Source organism: Trinickia sp. (assembly GCF_051954495.1).
In the GTDB taxonomy this organism is placed as follows: domain Bacteria; phylum Pseudomonadota; class Gammaproteobacteria; order Burkholderiales; family Burkholderiaceae; genus Trinickia.
Map to the genome: position 1 here is coordinate 29,025 of NZ_JBQCHR010000161.1, position 15,849 is coordinate 44,873.

Below are 15,849 nucleotides of genomic sequence, written 5' to 3' on the forward strand. Positions count from 1 at the left end.
ATCGGCCCCACTCGACTTCATGCGCACCTCACGGATCGCCGCCGCTCGAATGCTCACGCTCGCGTGCGTCGCGCTGAGCGGATGCGGGCGCGCCGATTCGAGCTCGCCGAGCGGCGCGACCGGCGATGCCGCGGCGCTGAGCAGCCCATCCATGCTGCCGACGATCGGCACGCTCGCCTGCGCCGCGCCTTCGGCGATGCTGCCGGAATCGGCAGCTTCCTCCCCATCGGCATCGGATACAAGCGTTTCATCGGGTCCGGGTACACCGGCCTACCGCCCCACCCTAGCCGACGGCATCGAGGCCGATACCCCCGGCAGCGACGGCACGCGCACGTTTTCGCTCGGCGCACCCTTCACCGTGACGTTCGCGACGAAAACGAGCAAGGCCGATACCGCCGAATGGACCATCCGCGATGCGTGGAACGTCGTACGCGCGGCCGGGCGTCTTCCCGTCCCCGCCGGCGAGCGCACCTTCGCCATGCGCTGCACGTCCTCGCGCGCCGGCTACTTCGCCGTCACGGCTTCGCTCGTCCATGGCGGACAACGCCTCCCGCGACACGGCACCCGGCCCGCGGGTATCGCCACGTTCGGCGTGCTGCCCGACGTATCGAACGCACTGCCGCCCGTTGCGTACGCCCATCAAGATCAGCATCGCTTCGGCGGCCAAGGCACGAACTATCTGCGCCCCGGCGAGCGCTGCTGCAACGGCGACGGCTATCGCCCGCTCTACACCGCACTCGGCCTATCGTGGGCCAACGACACCCGCAACTGGTATGTGGAGGAGCCCGAGAAGCCGAACAGTTTCGCACCCGGACCGGACACGCTCGCGCCGTACTTCAGGCAGGGCGACATCATGCGCCTGATCCAGCTCGACGGCATCCCCGGATGGGCGAGCCCGACCGGCGCGGCGACCCACAGCTATGCGCCGGTATCGGAGGCGGCCTATCGCAGCTACCTGAACCGCGTCGGCGCCGATTCGGCGCGCATTCGGGCCACCTATTTCCCCGCGCAGTCCCACAACTACTATCAGGTCACCTGGGAGCCGGACTACGACGGCGGTCTCCCCTGGCGCGATACCGACGCGCATTTCGTCGCGCTCTACCGCGCGACGTACGAAGCCATCCATGCAGCCGATCCACATGCCGTGGTCATGGGTCCGACCAACGCATCGGTTCGCGAAAACGTCCGCTGGCTCGCACGCCTCGCGCCGCTTGGCATCGGCAAGTATCTCGACGGTCTGTCCATTCACGGCTACTACGATGCGGGAACGTCGCCGTCGCACCCGCCTGAGCGCTTGGCCGCCGACCCGGATCGCGCGGTCGCGGCGAATGCGCTTGCCGCGTCGATGCGCGCGCTGCGCGCCTCGATGACCAAGCTGCTCGCGCCCGGTGCAAAGCTGTTCGTCACCGAAACAGGCATCAGCTACGACCTCGGCACGTCCTACGGCAACGACTACCCCACGCAGAACGTCCTGTTCGCGCAGGGCGCCGTCGTGGCGCGCACGCACTTGATCTTGCTGGGTGAAGGCGCCGATATGACCTACGTCTTCTATTCGTCCGACATACCCGAATCGCCCCCCGGATACGGGCTCTTCTTCGACCTTCGCCATGCGAACGGGGCCTACGGCGCGAGCGAAATCAGCCCGAAGCCGGCCGCGATGGCGGTCGCGGCGATGACCCGCATCGTCGACGGTACGACCACGCTCGGCTATCTGAGCGAGGCGCCCCCAGGCGTCTACGGATACGCCTTCCAGCGGCTGAACGGCGGCAAGGTCGTCACGGCGCTCTGGACGCATCAAAACGCGCATTGGAACGCAACACAGGGATTTAGCCCCGCCTATAGCGTGTCCTTTGCGTGGCAAGTAGACGCGCCCGGCACGTCGGGACAGGTCGCGGTCTTCGATGAAATGGGCAATGCAGCCGAGTTGCCCTACGCCGACGGCCGCGTCGCGCTGCGGCTGACCGAGTCGCCCATCTACGTGGTGTCGGCCCATGCGTCGGTCGTCAAGACCCATGTGACCGCGCCGGCGGGCTACGTCGCTCAATGAGACCGCGACCGCTGCAACGCCGCATCTATTTCGCCCTGCACCGTATCGAAGGCAACTGACAACATCTCGCCCTTTTCCGACTCGATCGCGACGCGGCGCCCGGCCCGCGCATACCATGCGACGCAATGGGCTCGCGCGGCGTGCTTCGCAAGCGCATACCCGCCTGCCCCCGCGCGAAGTCGTCCTCCCCATCGAACGCCCTGCCGTCGCTCGACTGCGCTCACATGGCCAAACGCATCGCTATCCTCGTCTTCGATGGGTTCTCGCTCGTCGAAGCGAGCACCATCGCGGAAGTGTTCCGGCTCGCCGACGAGATCGAAGGCGAACGCATGCGCGTCGCGCCCGCGCCGCCGGCGCACACGGACGCAGGCACGGATGCATCGCATCCGCCCGGTCCGCCCCACGCGCAGCCTCCCCCGCCGCCCGCGCGCGAATTGCCGGAACCCTATACGCTCATCGTCGTTTCGGGTACGGGCGGCAGCATTGCGAGCAGCGCCACGATGCGCGTCTGGTCGGACAACCTCGACGCCTATGCAACGGCCGGTCTGCACGCGCTGTTCATCCCCGGCGGCAGCGGCGCGGCGCGTCTTTCGACCGACGAATCGTTCGTTCGCCGCCTACGTGCGCTGATGCAGCGCACGCGGCTCGTCAAGGCCATCGGCGAAGGCGGCGCCATCGCAGCGGCGGCGGCCGCTTCCAACGGCGAAACGAGTGCGTCCGCCGCGACGCCCGCCGCCCATGAGACGCCCTCCGCGCCAGCAACCCCGGGCGCCCCTAGCGCACACAGCGCACCTGCCGCGCCCGCCACGTCCGCCATGCCGGCGCTCGTCGCCGCGCTCACCGCCTCCGGCGCGGCGCCGGGCCAGAAACCGGTCGAGCACGCGGTCGCGCTCGACGACCCGCTCGGCCCCCTCGCGGCCGCCTTGTCGATCGTGAAACGCGACCGCGGCGCCCAGGCGGCGCGCGAGATCGCGGAGCGATCGTCGCCCGGCGCATGGCGACGCCTCGGCGCCGTCTTGGGCGAACTCGACGAAGGCGGCACGCGCGAAAAGATCGACACCGCCGCGCGATGGATGCGCGAAAACTACGGGCAGCCGATTTCGGTGGCCAAGGCGGCCGAGGTCGCGGCCATGAGCGAGCGCAGTTTTCTGCGCCGCTTCAAATCGCAAATCGGCATTACGCCGTCGGAGTTTTTGCTGCGCGCGCGGCTGGACGCGAGTTGCCTGCTGCTCGTCGCCACCGATTTGCCCGTCGATAAGATCGCGCGGCGCTGCGGCGTGGGCAGCGGCGATGGGCTCGCGAAAATGTTCCGCAAACGGCTTTCGATTTCGCCCACGGAATACCGGGCCGCCGAGCGACGGCGAGCACGGCAGCGCTGAACTGCATCAGGCGCGGCGGGCGGGCGAGGTCAACCGCGCGGACACTTCGTCGACGAGCGCGCGCAGCCAGGCGATATCGTGCGGCCGGTCCGGCTGCGGATGCCAGAGCTGATAGCACTTGATGCGCGGAAATGGGATGGGCGCTTCGAGCACGGCCAGCGGCAGCATCCGCGCGTAGTGCGTGGCGAAGCGCCGCGTCGTCGTGAAGATCAAGTCCGAGCGCAGCAGCACCTGCGGCACGAGCCCGAAATACGGCAGCGTGGTGACGATGCGCCGCGTGGCGCCCGCCTTCGCCAAACCGATCTCGATCGCGTTGCGCCGCGCGCCGCTGTAGGGCGTGGGCGCGAGATGCGCCGCGGCCAGATAGGCCTCGCGCGTGAGCGGCCCCTGCGAGAGCGGATGTTCCGCGCGCATGAGGCAAACCACCGTGTCGCTGAATAGGTCGCTGCGCGCGAAGCGCGGATCGGGCTTCGGCCAGTTGCCCACCACGAGATCGAGCTCGCCCGCCTCGAGCGCCGCGGCGTGATCGAGCGCGGGATTGAGCGAATCGATCTCGAGCCGAGCCTGTGGCGCCGCCTCCCGAAAACGCGCAATCAGCGTCGGCATGAAGAAATCGTTCAGATAGTCGGGCGCCGCGATCCGAAACGTGCGCCTCGTCGCCTCGGGGTCGAAGTTGCCGTGCGGCGTGGCGACGAAGTCGACCTCGCGCAGCGCCCGTTGCGCGGGCCCGAGCAGCGATTGACCGAACTCGGTCGGCACCATGCCGGTCTTGCCGCGCACGAGGATTGGATCGCCGAGCGCCTCGCGCAGCTTGCGCAGCGCGGTGCTGATCGCCGGCTGCGTCTGATTGAGCCGCAGGGCGGCCTGCGTCACGCTGCGCTCGGTCAAGAGCGTGCGCAGCACGCGCAGCAGCCAGATATCGAGCGCCTCGGTGTTGCGCTCGGTATCGGTATCGGCGTCGATCGACGGCTCGCGGCGCGTCGGCTGAGTCACGAGCCTATCCCGCTCGGCAATTCGCTGATGCGCTTGACCTCGGGCGATTCGAGCCAGCCCGGCGAACGCGCGCAGTACAGCACCATCGGCAACGCATCTTCGCCCCAAAACAATTGCCGATGAAGCCTGAACGTCGGCACGCCGAATACGCCGAGCGCGATCGCGTCGTCGAAATGGCGCTGCAGGCGTGCCTTCGTTTCGGGATGCTCGATCAAACGCTCGCCGTGCGGCAGGTTCAGCACTTGGCACAGATCGGCGAAACCGTCGGGTGTGGAAGGGTCGCGCCCGTCGCGCCAGATGAAGCGAAAGATCGAGCAGACCGTGGGCACGTCCGCCTCGATGGCGGCGGCGAGCAGCAGCGCCTTCGTCGAATCGAACGGATGAGCGGGCGGCATCTTGAACGGAATCCCCAGTTGCTCGGCCCGAAACAGCGCGTGCCGATGGACGAACAAGCGCTTTTGCGGCACCTCGGCCGCGGGCCGCTGGCCCCAGTGCCGATATAGCGCATAGACGGAAACCGGCACCAACGAAAACGGCATGCTCGGCCATTTGTCGTGCTGCTCGAGCAGCAGATACGAAAACGGCGACACGAAATCGTAGAACCACAGCGGCGACGCCGCGTCGATCGATTGGGCCATGAAAGACTCCGAGGGTTCGGTTGCTGCTTGGCGCAAGGCGGCGGTGCGCTCGCCCACCGCCGCCCGTATGGGAAGCATCTTACGCGCCGCCTGTATCAAATGTGCGTTTGCTCCTCATATGCTTGGGCGAGCCGCGCCCGTACGAATCCGATATGTTCCCGCAGCACGTAGAACTGATCGGCGTAGGCGAGCGGCATCTTGAGCCGGTTCACGGCCCCTTCGATTTCGGCCAGCTTCGCGAGCGAGGCGGCGCGCTCGTCGGCCGACGCCGTTTCGTCTAGCGCCGAGCGCTCGATCGCGATCAGCGCGCCGTACCATCGATAGATGCGCGACTTCACGCGCCAGGCGTACAGCGACGGAATGAGCCGCGCCCCCGGGATCAGCACGACGACGATCGGCACGATGAGCACGACCAGGCGGTCGACAAGACTTGCCAGCCAAAACGGCAGGACGCGGTACAAGAAGCCCTTGCCCGATTTGTAGTAGCGCGCCGCGTCGTCGCTGATCGGAAAATCGTGCATGACCGGCGACGGAAATTCGCCGGCGTTCTGCAGCAAGCTCGCGCGGCCGTGCACCTCCTTGGCCGCTTCGATGAGCAGGTCGGACAGCGCCGGGTGCAGCGAATCGCGGGCCACGAGTTCGGCCGTCGGCGCAACCGTATGAACGGGCGCGGGCGGCAGGTTCTTGCCGAGGTCGAACGCGCCCATCGGCACCTCGACATCGGTGAGGTACGGGAAGCGGCGCGCGTAGGCGTGCGCCTGCGAGAAGGAGAACAACCGCACCCCCGGCGTGCGCAGCAACCCTGCCATCACGGGCGGCTGCGCCGAATCGCCGGCGAGAAAAGCCGCGTCGATCTCGTGCGCCGTCAAGGCGCGCGCCGCGGCTTGCCCCGTGAGCGGCAGCAGCGTCGTGTCGCCCCCGGGCTCGATGCCATTCGCCTTGAGCAGCGCGAGGGCCAGCGCGCGCGTCCCGCTGCCCTCGGGCCCGATCGCGATCCGCTTGCCCGCGAATCCCGACAAGCGCGAGCGCTCGCGCCCTTCGTAGAAGATCACGAGCGGCACGTACGATACGCTGCCGAGCGAGACGAGCGGTGCGCTCGCCGAGCCGCCCGAGGCCGGCTGCGACGCGCCTGGAGGCAACGATGCCGATGCCGATGCCGATGCGCTCGCCGATCCCTCGCCTGCACCTGGCGCGGCGGCCGCACTTGCCGCACTTGCCGCACTTGCCGCCCTCGCCTCCGATGCAGCCGCGGCGACGAGCGTCACGCCGCTCTGCACGAACCCGACGTCGACGGAAGCCTTCGGATCGGACAAGCGTTCCAGGTTCTCGAGCGAGCCTGCCGAAGGCAGCACCTTCAGCGTGATGCCGTTGCGCGCGAGGATCGTCTTATAGCGTTGCGCGGAATTCCAAAACGAGCTGCCGGGCGGTCCGGCCGTCATCGTCAGGGTATTGGGCGGCGCGGGCTGGATCAGCCGAATCGCGAGCCAAATCGCCGCGGCCGAAATCAGCACGATCGGGCCCATCGATACAGCCAGATCGCGCCAGGACACGGCGATGACGCGCGCGACGAAACGCGAGGGCCGCGGCGTGAGCAGCATGCGCGGCACCTTCGGCATGCGGGGCAGCCGCGATTTGCGGGAAGGGGGCTGATCGTCCGACATCGTCACCGCTGGCCGAACCCGGCGCCGAGAAACAGATCCTTGTACTCGCGCGGCTGCGAGCGCCAATACTGCTTGGGCGCATGCACCTGCGCGCCCAGCCGTGCGGCCGCGTGCCACGGCCAGCGCGGATCGTAGAGCATCGCGCGGGCGAGCGACACCGCGTCGGCCTCGCCGTTTTCGATGATGGCCTCCGCTTGCTCGGGGTCGGTGATGAGGCCCACCGCAATCGTCGGCAGGCCCACGTCGGCTTTGACGCGCTGCGCGTACGGCACTTGGTAGCCGGGGCCGAGCTTGATGGCCTGCTCGGGCGAAACACCCCCCGTCGTCACGTGGATCGCCGCGCATCCGCGCGCTTTCAGCGCCTTGGACAGCGCCACCGTGCCTTCGATGTCCCACCCGCCCGGCACCCAATCCGTGGCGGAGATGCGGGCCCAAACGGGGCGCTCGGCCGGAAACGCGGCGCGCACGGCGTCGAACACTTCGATCGGAAAACGCATGCGGTTTTCCAAGCTGCCGCCGTACTCGTCCTCCCGGCGATTGGCGATCGGCGACAAAAACTGATGCAGCAAGTAGCCGTGCGCAGCATGGATCTCGATACCGTCGATACCGAGCCGAGCCGCCCGCAGCGCGGCGACCACGAAATCGTCGCGTACCTTGTCGAGCCCGGCCCGATCGAGCATGACGGGCGGCTCCTCGTCCTTGGCATGCGGCACGGCCGAGGGCGCGACCGTCTTCCAGCCGAGCGGCTCGTCCGAGCGGATCTGCGCGCCGCCGTCCCACGGCGCCTGGCTCGATCCCTTGCGCCCCGCATGGGCGAGCTGCACCGCCACGGCGATCGGCGAATAGGTCCGCACGGCTTTGAGCACACGCGAGAGCGCCGTCTCGTTGGCGTCCGAATACAGGCCGAGATCGCCCGCCGAAATGCGGCCTTCCGGCGATACGGCGGTGGCCTCGAGAATGAGCATCCCTGCTCCGGACAGGGAAAGATGGCCCAGGTGGATCATGTGCCAATCCGTGGCGTTGCCGCTTTCGGCCGAATACTGGCACATCGGGGCGATCACGATGCGATTGGTTAACTCAAGATTGCCGATCGACATCGGCTCGAACAAACGGCTCATGACGGGTTCCTCGGTCGGTTGGCGCGCTTGGGGCGCGCGGGCCTACGGAGCGCGGGCCCGCGCCGTCGAGCGGACGCCTTTGCTCGACGGCGCGGACACGCGTTGCGCGGACGCATCGCCGAGCAGCATACGGGATGCCGCCGGAAAATGCTGCAGGCAAGCCAGGCGAATCGAGGGAAAACGAGGGGGAAAGAAGTAAAGCGCGGTCGCTCCGACCGGCGGCCCCGCCGTTATGCAAGCGCCGAAAAAAAGGTCGGGATCGGCGACGATCGGCGCGCCGTACCCGCCGCGTGCGCGCCCACCTGCATCAGCTGCGCGCAGACGGCCACGGCGATCGACGCGGGAGCCTTGTCGACGATGCCCGTTACGCCGATGGGACACACCATCTCGTGCAACCGCTCCGGGGCGACGCCGCGCTCGATCAGTCGGCGTTCGAATTTCACGCGCTTGGTTTTCGAGCCGATCATGCCGAAGTAGGCGAAATCGCGTCGCCGCATGATCCGCACGGCTAACGCGAAGTCGAGGGCGTGGTTGTGCGTCATGACGAGAAAGCAACTGCCGGGCGGCGCGGCGTCGATCACCGCCTCGGGCGTATCGGTCGCCTCGACTTGGACGTTGGCGGGGACTTCTTCCGGAAAGCACTCGTCGCGCGCGTCGATCCATTGAACGACGCACGGCAATGCGCCGAGCAGCGTGACGAGCGCATGACCGACGTGCCCCGCGCCGAACAACACGACGTGAAGCGGCGCCGAGCCGGAGCGCGCCGCCGATGCGCGGGTGCTCATGCCGCCGCCCCCGCTTTCGCTCGTGCAGCGCGCACGGCGGCCACGGCCTTCAGAATCTCTTCGGCGGTGGCCGGCGCGTTCAACGGCGGATCGACTTCATGGTCGCCCACGCTCGAGATCGCATCGCGAATCGCGAAGAAGACCGAGAACGGCAGCAGCAACGGCGGCTCGCCCACCGCTTTGGAGCGATGGATGCTGTCCTCCGCGTTGCGGTTATCGAACAAGCGCACGCGCAGATCGGGCGGACAATCGTTGACCGTCGGAATCTTGTAGGTGGACGGCGCGTGCGTCATGAGCTTGCCGCCCTCGTTCCACCAGAGCTCTTCGGTCGTCAACCAGCCCATCCCTTGGATGAAGCCGCCCTCCACCTGCCCGATGTCGAGCGCGGGATTGAGCGAAGCGCCGACATCGTGCAACGCGTCGGCGCGCAATACGCGCATTTCGCCGGTGAGCGTGTCGATGACGACCTCCGACACGGCGGCGCCATACGAGTAGTAGAAAAACGGCCGCCCCTGCAGCTTCTGCTGATCCCAGTAGAGCTTCGGGGTCGCGTAGAACCCGTCGGACCACAACTGCACGCGCGCGAGATACGCCTTCGCGATCACTTCCTCGAACGGCACGCCGGCTTCGCCGACATACACCGTGTCATTGTCGAACACCACGTCGCTCGGCTTGCTCCGGCCGTTGCCGAACCGCTCGGCGGCGAACGCCGCGAGCCGATCGCGCAACTGGCGCGCGGCATCTTGCGCCGCCTTGCCGTTCAAGTCCGAGCCTGTCGACGCGGCCGTGGCCGACGTATTGGCCACCTTGCTCGTGTCGGTCGCCGTCACGCGCACGCGCGCGAATGCGATGCCGAGTTCGTGCGCGACCACTTGCGCCACCTTCGTGTTCAGCCCCTGGCCCATTTCCGTGCCGCCGTGATTGACGAGCACCGAGCCGTCCGTATAGATGTGCACGAGCGCGCCGGCTTGATTGAAGTGCGTCACGTTGAACGCGATGCCGAACTTCACCGGCGTGAGCGCGATTCCCTTCTTGAGCACGGTGTTGCACGCGTTGAATTCGCGCACGGCCGCGCGGCGACGGCGATAGTCGCTCGACGCTTCCAGCTCGTCGATGAGTTCGTGAATGACGTTGTCTTCGATCGTCTGGCCGTAGGGCGTGACGTTGCGTTCGTTCTTGCCGTACAGATTGCGTCGGCGCACGTCGAGCGGATCGAGCTTGAGCGCGCGCGCGACGTTGTCGATGATGTATTCGATCGCGAAGGCGCCCTGCGGCCCGCCGAAGCCTCGAAACGCCGTGTTCGACTGCGTGTTCGTCTTGCCGCAGAAACCTTCGATCGTCACGTCGGGCAGCCAATACGCGTTGTCGAAATGGCAGAGCGCACGCGTCATCACCGGGCCCGACAAATCGGCCGAGAAACCGCAGCGCGAGCTCATGTCGACCGAGACGCCTTCGATCGCGCCGTCTTCGCCGTAGCCAACCTCATACCGGTAGTGGAAGTCGTGTCGCTTGCCCGTGATCATCATGTCGTCGTCGCGATCGGGACGCAGCTTCACGGGGCACAGCAACTTCCAAGCGGCGAGCGCCGCGCAGCAGGCGAACAGCGCCGACTGCGATTCCTTGCCGCCGAAGCCGCCGCCCATGCGCCGGCATTCGATCAGCACGTTGTGCGACGCCACGCCCAATGCGTGCGCGACGTGGTGCTGCATCTCGGTCGGGTGCTGGGTCGAGCACCAGACATGCATGCCGTCGTCGTCCTTGGGCACGGCATAGGCGATCTGCCCTTCGAGGTAGAACTGCTCTTGCCCGCCGAGGGTGAACTCGCCGCCGTTCCGATGCGGCGCGCGCGCGATCTTGCTCGCGCTCTCGCCACGCGCGAGCTTCATCGGCGGCAGCACGGACTGGTTGGCCGCACGCGCCGCCTGCGCCGTCAACACGGCGGGCAATTCCTCGTATTCGACCTGCGCCCGGCGCGCGGCAAGGCGCGCCGTCTCATGCGACGTCGCCACCACGATGAACATCGGCTGCCCGACGTATTGCACGACGCCGTCCGCGAGGATCGGATCGTCGTGAACGATCGGCCCGCAATCGTTCTTGCCCGGGATATCCTCCGCCGTGAAGATGGCGACCACGCCGGGCGTCGCGCGCACCGCGTCGAATTGCATCGAGACGATTTTGGCGTGAGCTTTCGCCGATAAACCGAGCGCCGCGTGCAGCGTGCCGGCCACGAGCGGGATGTCGTCGGTGTAGGTCGCGCGCCCGCTCACGTGCAGATGCGCGGATTCGTGCGGACGCGATACGTGCACTTGGCCGGTCGCCTCGCGCTCGCGTTCTTCGCGCGCCAGCTCGGTCAGGAACGGTTCGGCTTGCTGATTCATCGTTGGCTCTCTTTCTGTCTCTCTGTCTTTGCGACGCTTCGATTCCGGGGCTTGTCTTCCATTGCCGCGCGCAAGTTCACGCCGGCGTCTCGAGATCCACCAACCGGACGTTCAGGGCCTGCGGCGGCAGCGGATCGTTCGCACGCGTCTCGAGCCAAAAGCGATACAGCAGGTTCTGCGCGGTTTGCAGCCGGTATTCATCGGTGGCTCGCATATCCGAGAGCGGCGCATAGTCGCGTGCGAGCGCTTGCATGGCCGCTTGCGCCGTAGCTTCGTGCCAGGCCGCGTCAGCCAGCACGGCTTCGGCATGGGTCGCGCGTTTGGGCGTCGCGGCCATGCCGCCGAACGCGATGCGCGGCTCGCGAATCGTGTCGCCCTCGGCAATGAACGAAAACGCCGCGCAGACAGCGGAAATATCGGAGTCGAAACGCTTGGACAACTTGTAGGTGCGAAACCGCAGCGCCGCACGCTTGCCCGTGCGCGTCGGCACTTTCAGCGCGGCGACGAATTCGTGCTCGGCCATGTCCTTCTTTTGATAGGCGAGGTAGAGATCTTCGAGCGGCAGTTCGCGCTCGACGTCCCCGCCGCGCAGCACCACACGTGCGCCCAGTGCGATGAGACCCGGCATCGAATCGCCGATCGGCGAACCGTTGGCGACGTTGCCGCCGAGCGTGCCCGCATTGCGGATCGGCAGCGAGGCGAAGCGCTTCCACATTTCGGTGAGTTCGGGGTAATGACGCGCGAGTTCCGCATACGCCCGTTCCACACTCACGCCCGCGCCGATCTCGATCCAGTCGGCCGACGTCGCCATGCGTTGAAGTTCGGCCACGCGGCCTACGTAGACAATGTCGCCCAGGGCGCGCATCTGTTTGGTGACCCACAGGCCCACATCGGTGCTGCCCGCGAGCAGGCGCGCCGCGGGGCGCTCGACCTTGAGCGCGGCCAGCGCATCGATCGTGCGCGGCGCGTCGAACGCGTTGCCGCCGTGCTCGTAGTGGAAGGTGTCGTCGCGCTCGATCGTCGCGAGCGTGCGCGACAGCGCGGCGATGTCGACCGGCGAGCGCGGCTTCGGCAGCTCGAACATCCGCTCGCCCGCGTCGATGATCGGGCGGTAGCCCGTGCAGCGGCAAAGATTGCCGGTCAGCGCATCGGCGATTTCCTGGCGGGAAGGCGCGCAGGATCGATCGCACGCGTGGGCATGAGCGTGGGCATGAGCGTGGGCCCGCTCCGGCTCCCCCACCTCGCCCTCGTTCCGCCCCGGCGTATCCTCCCCGCCGTGCTGGCGGTAAAGCGCCCACATCGACATAACGAAGCCCGGCGTACAGAAGCCGCACTGCGAACCGTGACAGTCGACCATCGCCTGCTGCACCGGGTGCAGCGAACCGTCGGGCTGGCGCAGATCCTCGACGGTGAACAGCGCCTTGCCGTCGAGCGTGGGCAGAAACTGAATGCAGGCGTTGACCGCCGAAAATTTCATGCCGCCCCCTTCGTCGCGCTCGGCGACGACGACGGTGCAGGCGCCGCAGTCGCCTTCCGCGCACCCCTCCTTCGTACCCGTGCAGTGCGCGTCCTCGCGCAGGTATTGCAGGACCGTACGCGTGACGGGCGCGTCGCTGACTTCGCGGATGGCGTTGCGATGGTAGAAGCGGATCGGTTGGCTCATGGTCGTGGAAGCGGAAATCCTCAGGGCGCGCGTGTTGGGTCGTACGATCGAAAGCTATCACTGCCAATATGCGCCACCCATAGGCGGCATCGCATGCCGCTCATATTCGCGTACCGATATGCCCCGCCGCACCGGCCTTTGCTCGTAATTCCGCCCTAAATTGTTGCGCTGCAATGAAACCGGTTCCATGAGACAATGCGCGTTTAGTTCATACTGTCGACCTCGCTTCAAGTCTGGTTTTCCCTTACCATCGTCGCCGCCTCGTCTTTGCGTCCGCCCATGTCCGCCGCCTCTCCCGCCTTATCCGATCGCGCCGCCACGGCTCAAATCGTTCCGATCGTGTTCTTCACGTTCATCTGCTACCTGATCATCGGCTTGCCGCTGCCCGTGCTGCCCGGCTTCGTGCAGGGGCAACTGGGGCTCGGCGCGGTGCTGGCCGGCGCGGCGGTCAGCGTGCAGTACGCGGCGACGCTGTTCTCGCGCGCCCATGCCGGACGCTTCTCCGATACCCTCGGGCCCAAGCAGTCGGTGGCGATCGGCCTCGCGGCGTGCGGGCTGAGCGGCGCGCTGCTGATCGCCGCCGTGGCCTGCCGCCACTGGCCCGCCGTGAGCCTTTGCGTCCTGGTGGCAAGCCGCTTCGCACTCGGCTTCGGCGAAAGCTGCGTCGGGACGGGTGCGATTTTGTGGGGCATCGGGCGCGTCGGGGCCGCGCACAACGCGCGCGTCATCTCTTGGAACGGCATCGCCACATACGGCGCCCTGGCGATCGGCGCGCCGGTCGGCGCGGCGCTCGCCCATTCGGTCGGGCCGTGGGTGCTCGGCGTGGTGACGATCGCGCTCGCGGCGTTCGGCTACGCCCTCGCCCGACGCATCGAAGCCGTGCCGCTCGTGCACGGCGAACGCATGGGCTACGCGAGCGTGTTCGCGCGCGTGCTGCCGCATGGCGTGGGACTCGCGCTCGGCACGGCCGGTTTCGGCTCGATCGCGACCTTCATCGCGCTCTATTACGCCGCGCGCGGCTGGTCGCATGCCGCCCTCGCCTTGACGTTGTTCGGCTCCTGTTTCGTCGGCGCACGCCTGCTGTTCGCCAATGCGATCCGCACGTACGGCGGGTTTCGCGTGGCGCTCGTCTCGTTCTCGTTCGAATGCGCGGGCCTAGTCGCGCTATGGCTCGCCAGCGCGCCGCTCGCCGCGCTCGTCGGCGCGGCCGTCACGGGCTTCGGCTTCGCGCTCGTGTTTCCGTCGCTGGGCGTCGAAGCGGTCGAACTCGTTCCGCCGGCTAGCCGCGGCGCCGCGCTGGCCGCCTATTCGGTTTTCTTCGACCTGTCGCTCGGCATCATGGGGCCGCTCGCCGGCTACGTGGCCGGCGAGTTCGGCTATCCGTCCGTCTTCCTCGTCGCCGCGATCGCGGCAGCGAGCGCCGCGCTGCTGTCGATCAGCCTCTATTTGCGGCAAACGCGCGGCCGCGGCCTCTCCGGCCGCCGCGCGCTCGACGCGGGGTGATTCGCTCGGCCGTTACGGCCGCCTCGCGCGTGAGCGCACTCACGCATCGGGCGCGGCATTCACACATTTGGCATTCTTGCCTTATTCGAAATAGGAATCCGGCGGTCAGCGGGAATGAATACGAACTGTTAAATAACTACCCCCAGAATTGATAGGAAAATTATGTAAAATATTCCTCACCGCCATGCTTTTATTCTTATTCCTTTTTGTTTCTTGATTTTTCGTTCTCGCGGCTCTTACGATACCCGCCTCACCCTATAAAAAGAGGAAGAGGCTCATGTCGTCTTGGAAACCCGATCCGACTTTTTACCCTTCCGCGCGCCTTGCCGCCACGGCACCGAAAGAAACGCTGGCGTATGTCGCGAGCTTCGATCCGACGCGGCGCATTCCCGACGAACTGGCCGTCATCGATATCGACCCGGGTTCGGCCGATTACGGAAAAATCGTAGAACGCATCGCCATGCCCAATACGGGCGATGAATTGCATCATTTCGGCTGGAACGCCTGCAGTTCCCATTTGTGTCCCAACGCACCCCATGCGCATTCCGAACGACGCTATTTGATCGTGCCCGGCCTGCGTAGCTCCCGCATTCACGTGCTCGATACGAAGCCCGATCCGCGCCGGCCACGCATGGTGCGCGTGCTGGAGCCCGACGAAGTCGCGCGCAAATCGGGCTATACGCGCCCGCACACGGTTCACTGCGGCCCGCAAGGCATCTTCGTCGTCTCGCTCGCCAACGCGGAAGGCGACGCGCCCGGCGGCATATTCCTCATGGATCACGACACGTTCGACATTCGCGGCCAATGGGAGATCGACCGCGGCCCGCAGCAGCTCGCCTACGATGCCTGGTGGCATCTGGGCTTCGACACGCTCGTCTCGAGCGAATGGGGCCTACCGGCCACGTTCGAAAACGGTCTCGTGCCCGAGGTGCTGCTCGGCGGCAAGTACGGCCATCGGCTGCACTTCTGGGACTTGAACACGCGCAAGCACAAGCAAACGATCGATTTCGGCGAGGAAAATCAGCTCGTGTTCGAATTGCGCCCGGCGCACGATCCCACCAAGGCGTATGGCTTCGTCAATTCGGTCATCAGTTTGAAGGATCTGTCCGCATCGATCTGGACGTGGTATCGCGACGGCGATCGCTGGGCCGCACGCAAGGTCATCGAAATTCCGGCCGAGCCCGCCGATCCGGCTCGGCTGCCGCCCATGCTCAAACGCTTCAACGCCGTTCCGCCGCTCGTGACCGACATCGCGCTGTCGCTCGACGATCGCTACCTGTACGTGGCCTGCTGGGGCACGGGCGAGCTGCGCCGCTACGATGTTTCCGATCCGCATCGCCCGGAACTCGTCGGATCGGTCAGGATCGGCGGCATCGTCGATCGGGCGAGCCATCCGGGCGCGGGCAACCGGGCATTGAACGGCGGGCCGCAGATGGTCGAAGTGAGCCGCGACGGTCGCCGCGTCTATTTCACGAACTCGCTGTACGGCGCCATCGACGAACAGTTCTATCCGGACGGCATCGAAGGCTGGATGGTCAAGGTCGACGCGCCGGAAGGCAGCGGCCTGGCGCTCGACCGCGAGTTCTTCTTGGAGTGGCCCAAGACACACCGCCCGCATCAAATCCGGCTCGAAGGCGGCGACGCCTCGTCCGATTCCTACTGCTATCCGTGAGTGGGATCGAGA

11 protein-coding genes are annotated in these 15,849 nt (G+C 66.8%); 4 read left to right on the top strand and 7 right to left on the bottom strand.

The genetic code is table 11. From position 1 onward, the window contains the following. The first annotated feature begins 19 nt into the window (after positions 1–19). On the top strand, positions 20–2,047 hold the full coding sequence (locus ACTHNR_RS22165; RefSeq protein WP_440550169.1) for a hypothetical protein: 2,028 nt from the start codon (positions 20–22) through the stop codon (positions 2,045–2,047). A gap of 224 nt (positions 2,048–2,271) precedes the next feature. Next, positions 2,272–3,426: a helix-turn-helix domain-containing protein gene (locus tag ACTHNR_RS22170; RefSeq protein WP_440550172.1), complete on the top strand. Its 1,155-nt coding sequence runs from the start codon at positions 2,272–2,274 to the stop codon at positions 3,424–3,426. Between the two features lie 6 nt (positions 3,427–3,432). Here ACTHNR_RS22170 and ACTHNR_RS22175 read toward each other — a convergent pair whose 3' ends face one another. The 7 genes from ACTHNR_RS22175 to xdhA all read right to left on the bottom strand — a co-directional run bounded on the left by ACTHNR_RS22175 (position 3,433) and on the right by xdhA (position 12,662). Continuing rightward, entirely contained in the window at positions 3,433–4,389 is a 957-nt protein-coding gene (locus ACTHNR_RS22175; protein WP_440550256.1) for a LysR family transcriptional regulator, read from the bottom strand. 26 nt (positions 4,390–4,415) lie between these two features. Next, on the bottom strand, positions 4,416–5,057 hold the full coding sequence (locus ACTHNR_RS22180) for a DsbA family protein (protein ID WP_440550174.1): 642 nt from the start codon (positions 5,055–5,057) through the stop codon (positions 4,416–4,418). Between the two features lie 95 nt (positions 5,058–5,152). After that, the gene (locus tag ACTHNR_RS22185; protein WP_440550176.1) at positions 5,153–6,655 is read right to left on the bottom strand and encodes a TAXI family TRAP transporter solute-binding subunit; all 1,503 of its coding nucleotides are present in this window, start codon (positions 6,653–6,655) and stop codon (positions 5,153–5,155) included. A gap of 65 nt (positions 6,656–6,720) precedes the next feature. Then, entirely contained in the window at positions 6,721–7,836 is a 1,116-nt protein-coding gene (locus ACTHNR_RS22190; protein WP_440550178.1) for an NADH:flavin oxidoreductase/NADH oxidase, read from the bottom strand. Between the two features lie 230 nt (positions 7,837–8,066). Next, a complete protein-coding gene (gene xdhC, locus ACTHNR_RS22195) occupies positions 8,067–8,621 on the bottom strand; it encodes a xanthine dehydrogenase accessory protein XdhC (protein ID WP_440550181.1) in 555 nt (184 codons plus the stop codon). Beyond that, on the bottom strand, positions 8,618–10,999 hold the full coding sequence (gene xdhB / locus ACTHNR_RS22200) for a xanthine dehydrogenase molybdopterin binding subunit (RefSeq protein ID WP_440550183.1): 2,382 nt from the start codon (positions 10,997–10,999) through the stop codon (positions 8,618–8,620). Before xdhB ends, xdhC begins: the two co-directional genes overlap by 4 nt. A 76-nt stretch (positions 11,000–11,075) precedes the next feature. Then, on the bottom strand, positions 11,076–12,662 hold the full coding sequence (gene xdhA / locus ACTHNR_RS22205; protein WP_440550186.1) for a xanthine dehydrogenase small subunit: 1,587 nt from the start codon (positions 12,660–12,662) through the stop codon (positions 11,076–11,078). 279 nt (positions 12,663–12,941) lie between these two features. Between xdhA and ACTHNR_RS22210 the strand changes: the two genes are divergently transcribed. After that, complete coding sequence (locus tag ACTHNR_RS22210) at positions 12,942–14,165, top strand: MFS transporter (RefSeq protein WP_440550189.1); 1,224 nt, start codon at positions 12,942–12,944, stop codon at positions 14,163–14,165. Between the two features lie 277 nt (positions 14,166–14,442). Then, positions 14,443–15,837: a selenium-binding family protein gene (locus tag ACTHNR_RS22215; RefSeq protein WP_440550191.1), complete on the top strand. Its 1,395-nt coding sequence runs from the start codon at positions 14,443–14,445 to the stop codon at positions 15,835–15,837. The last annotated feature ends 12 nt before the right edge of the window (positions 15,838–15,849 follow it).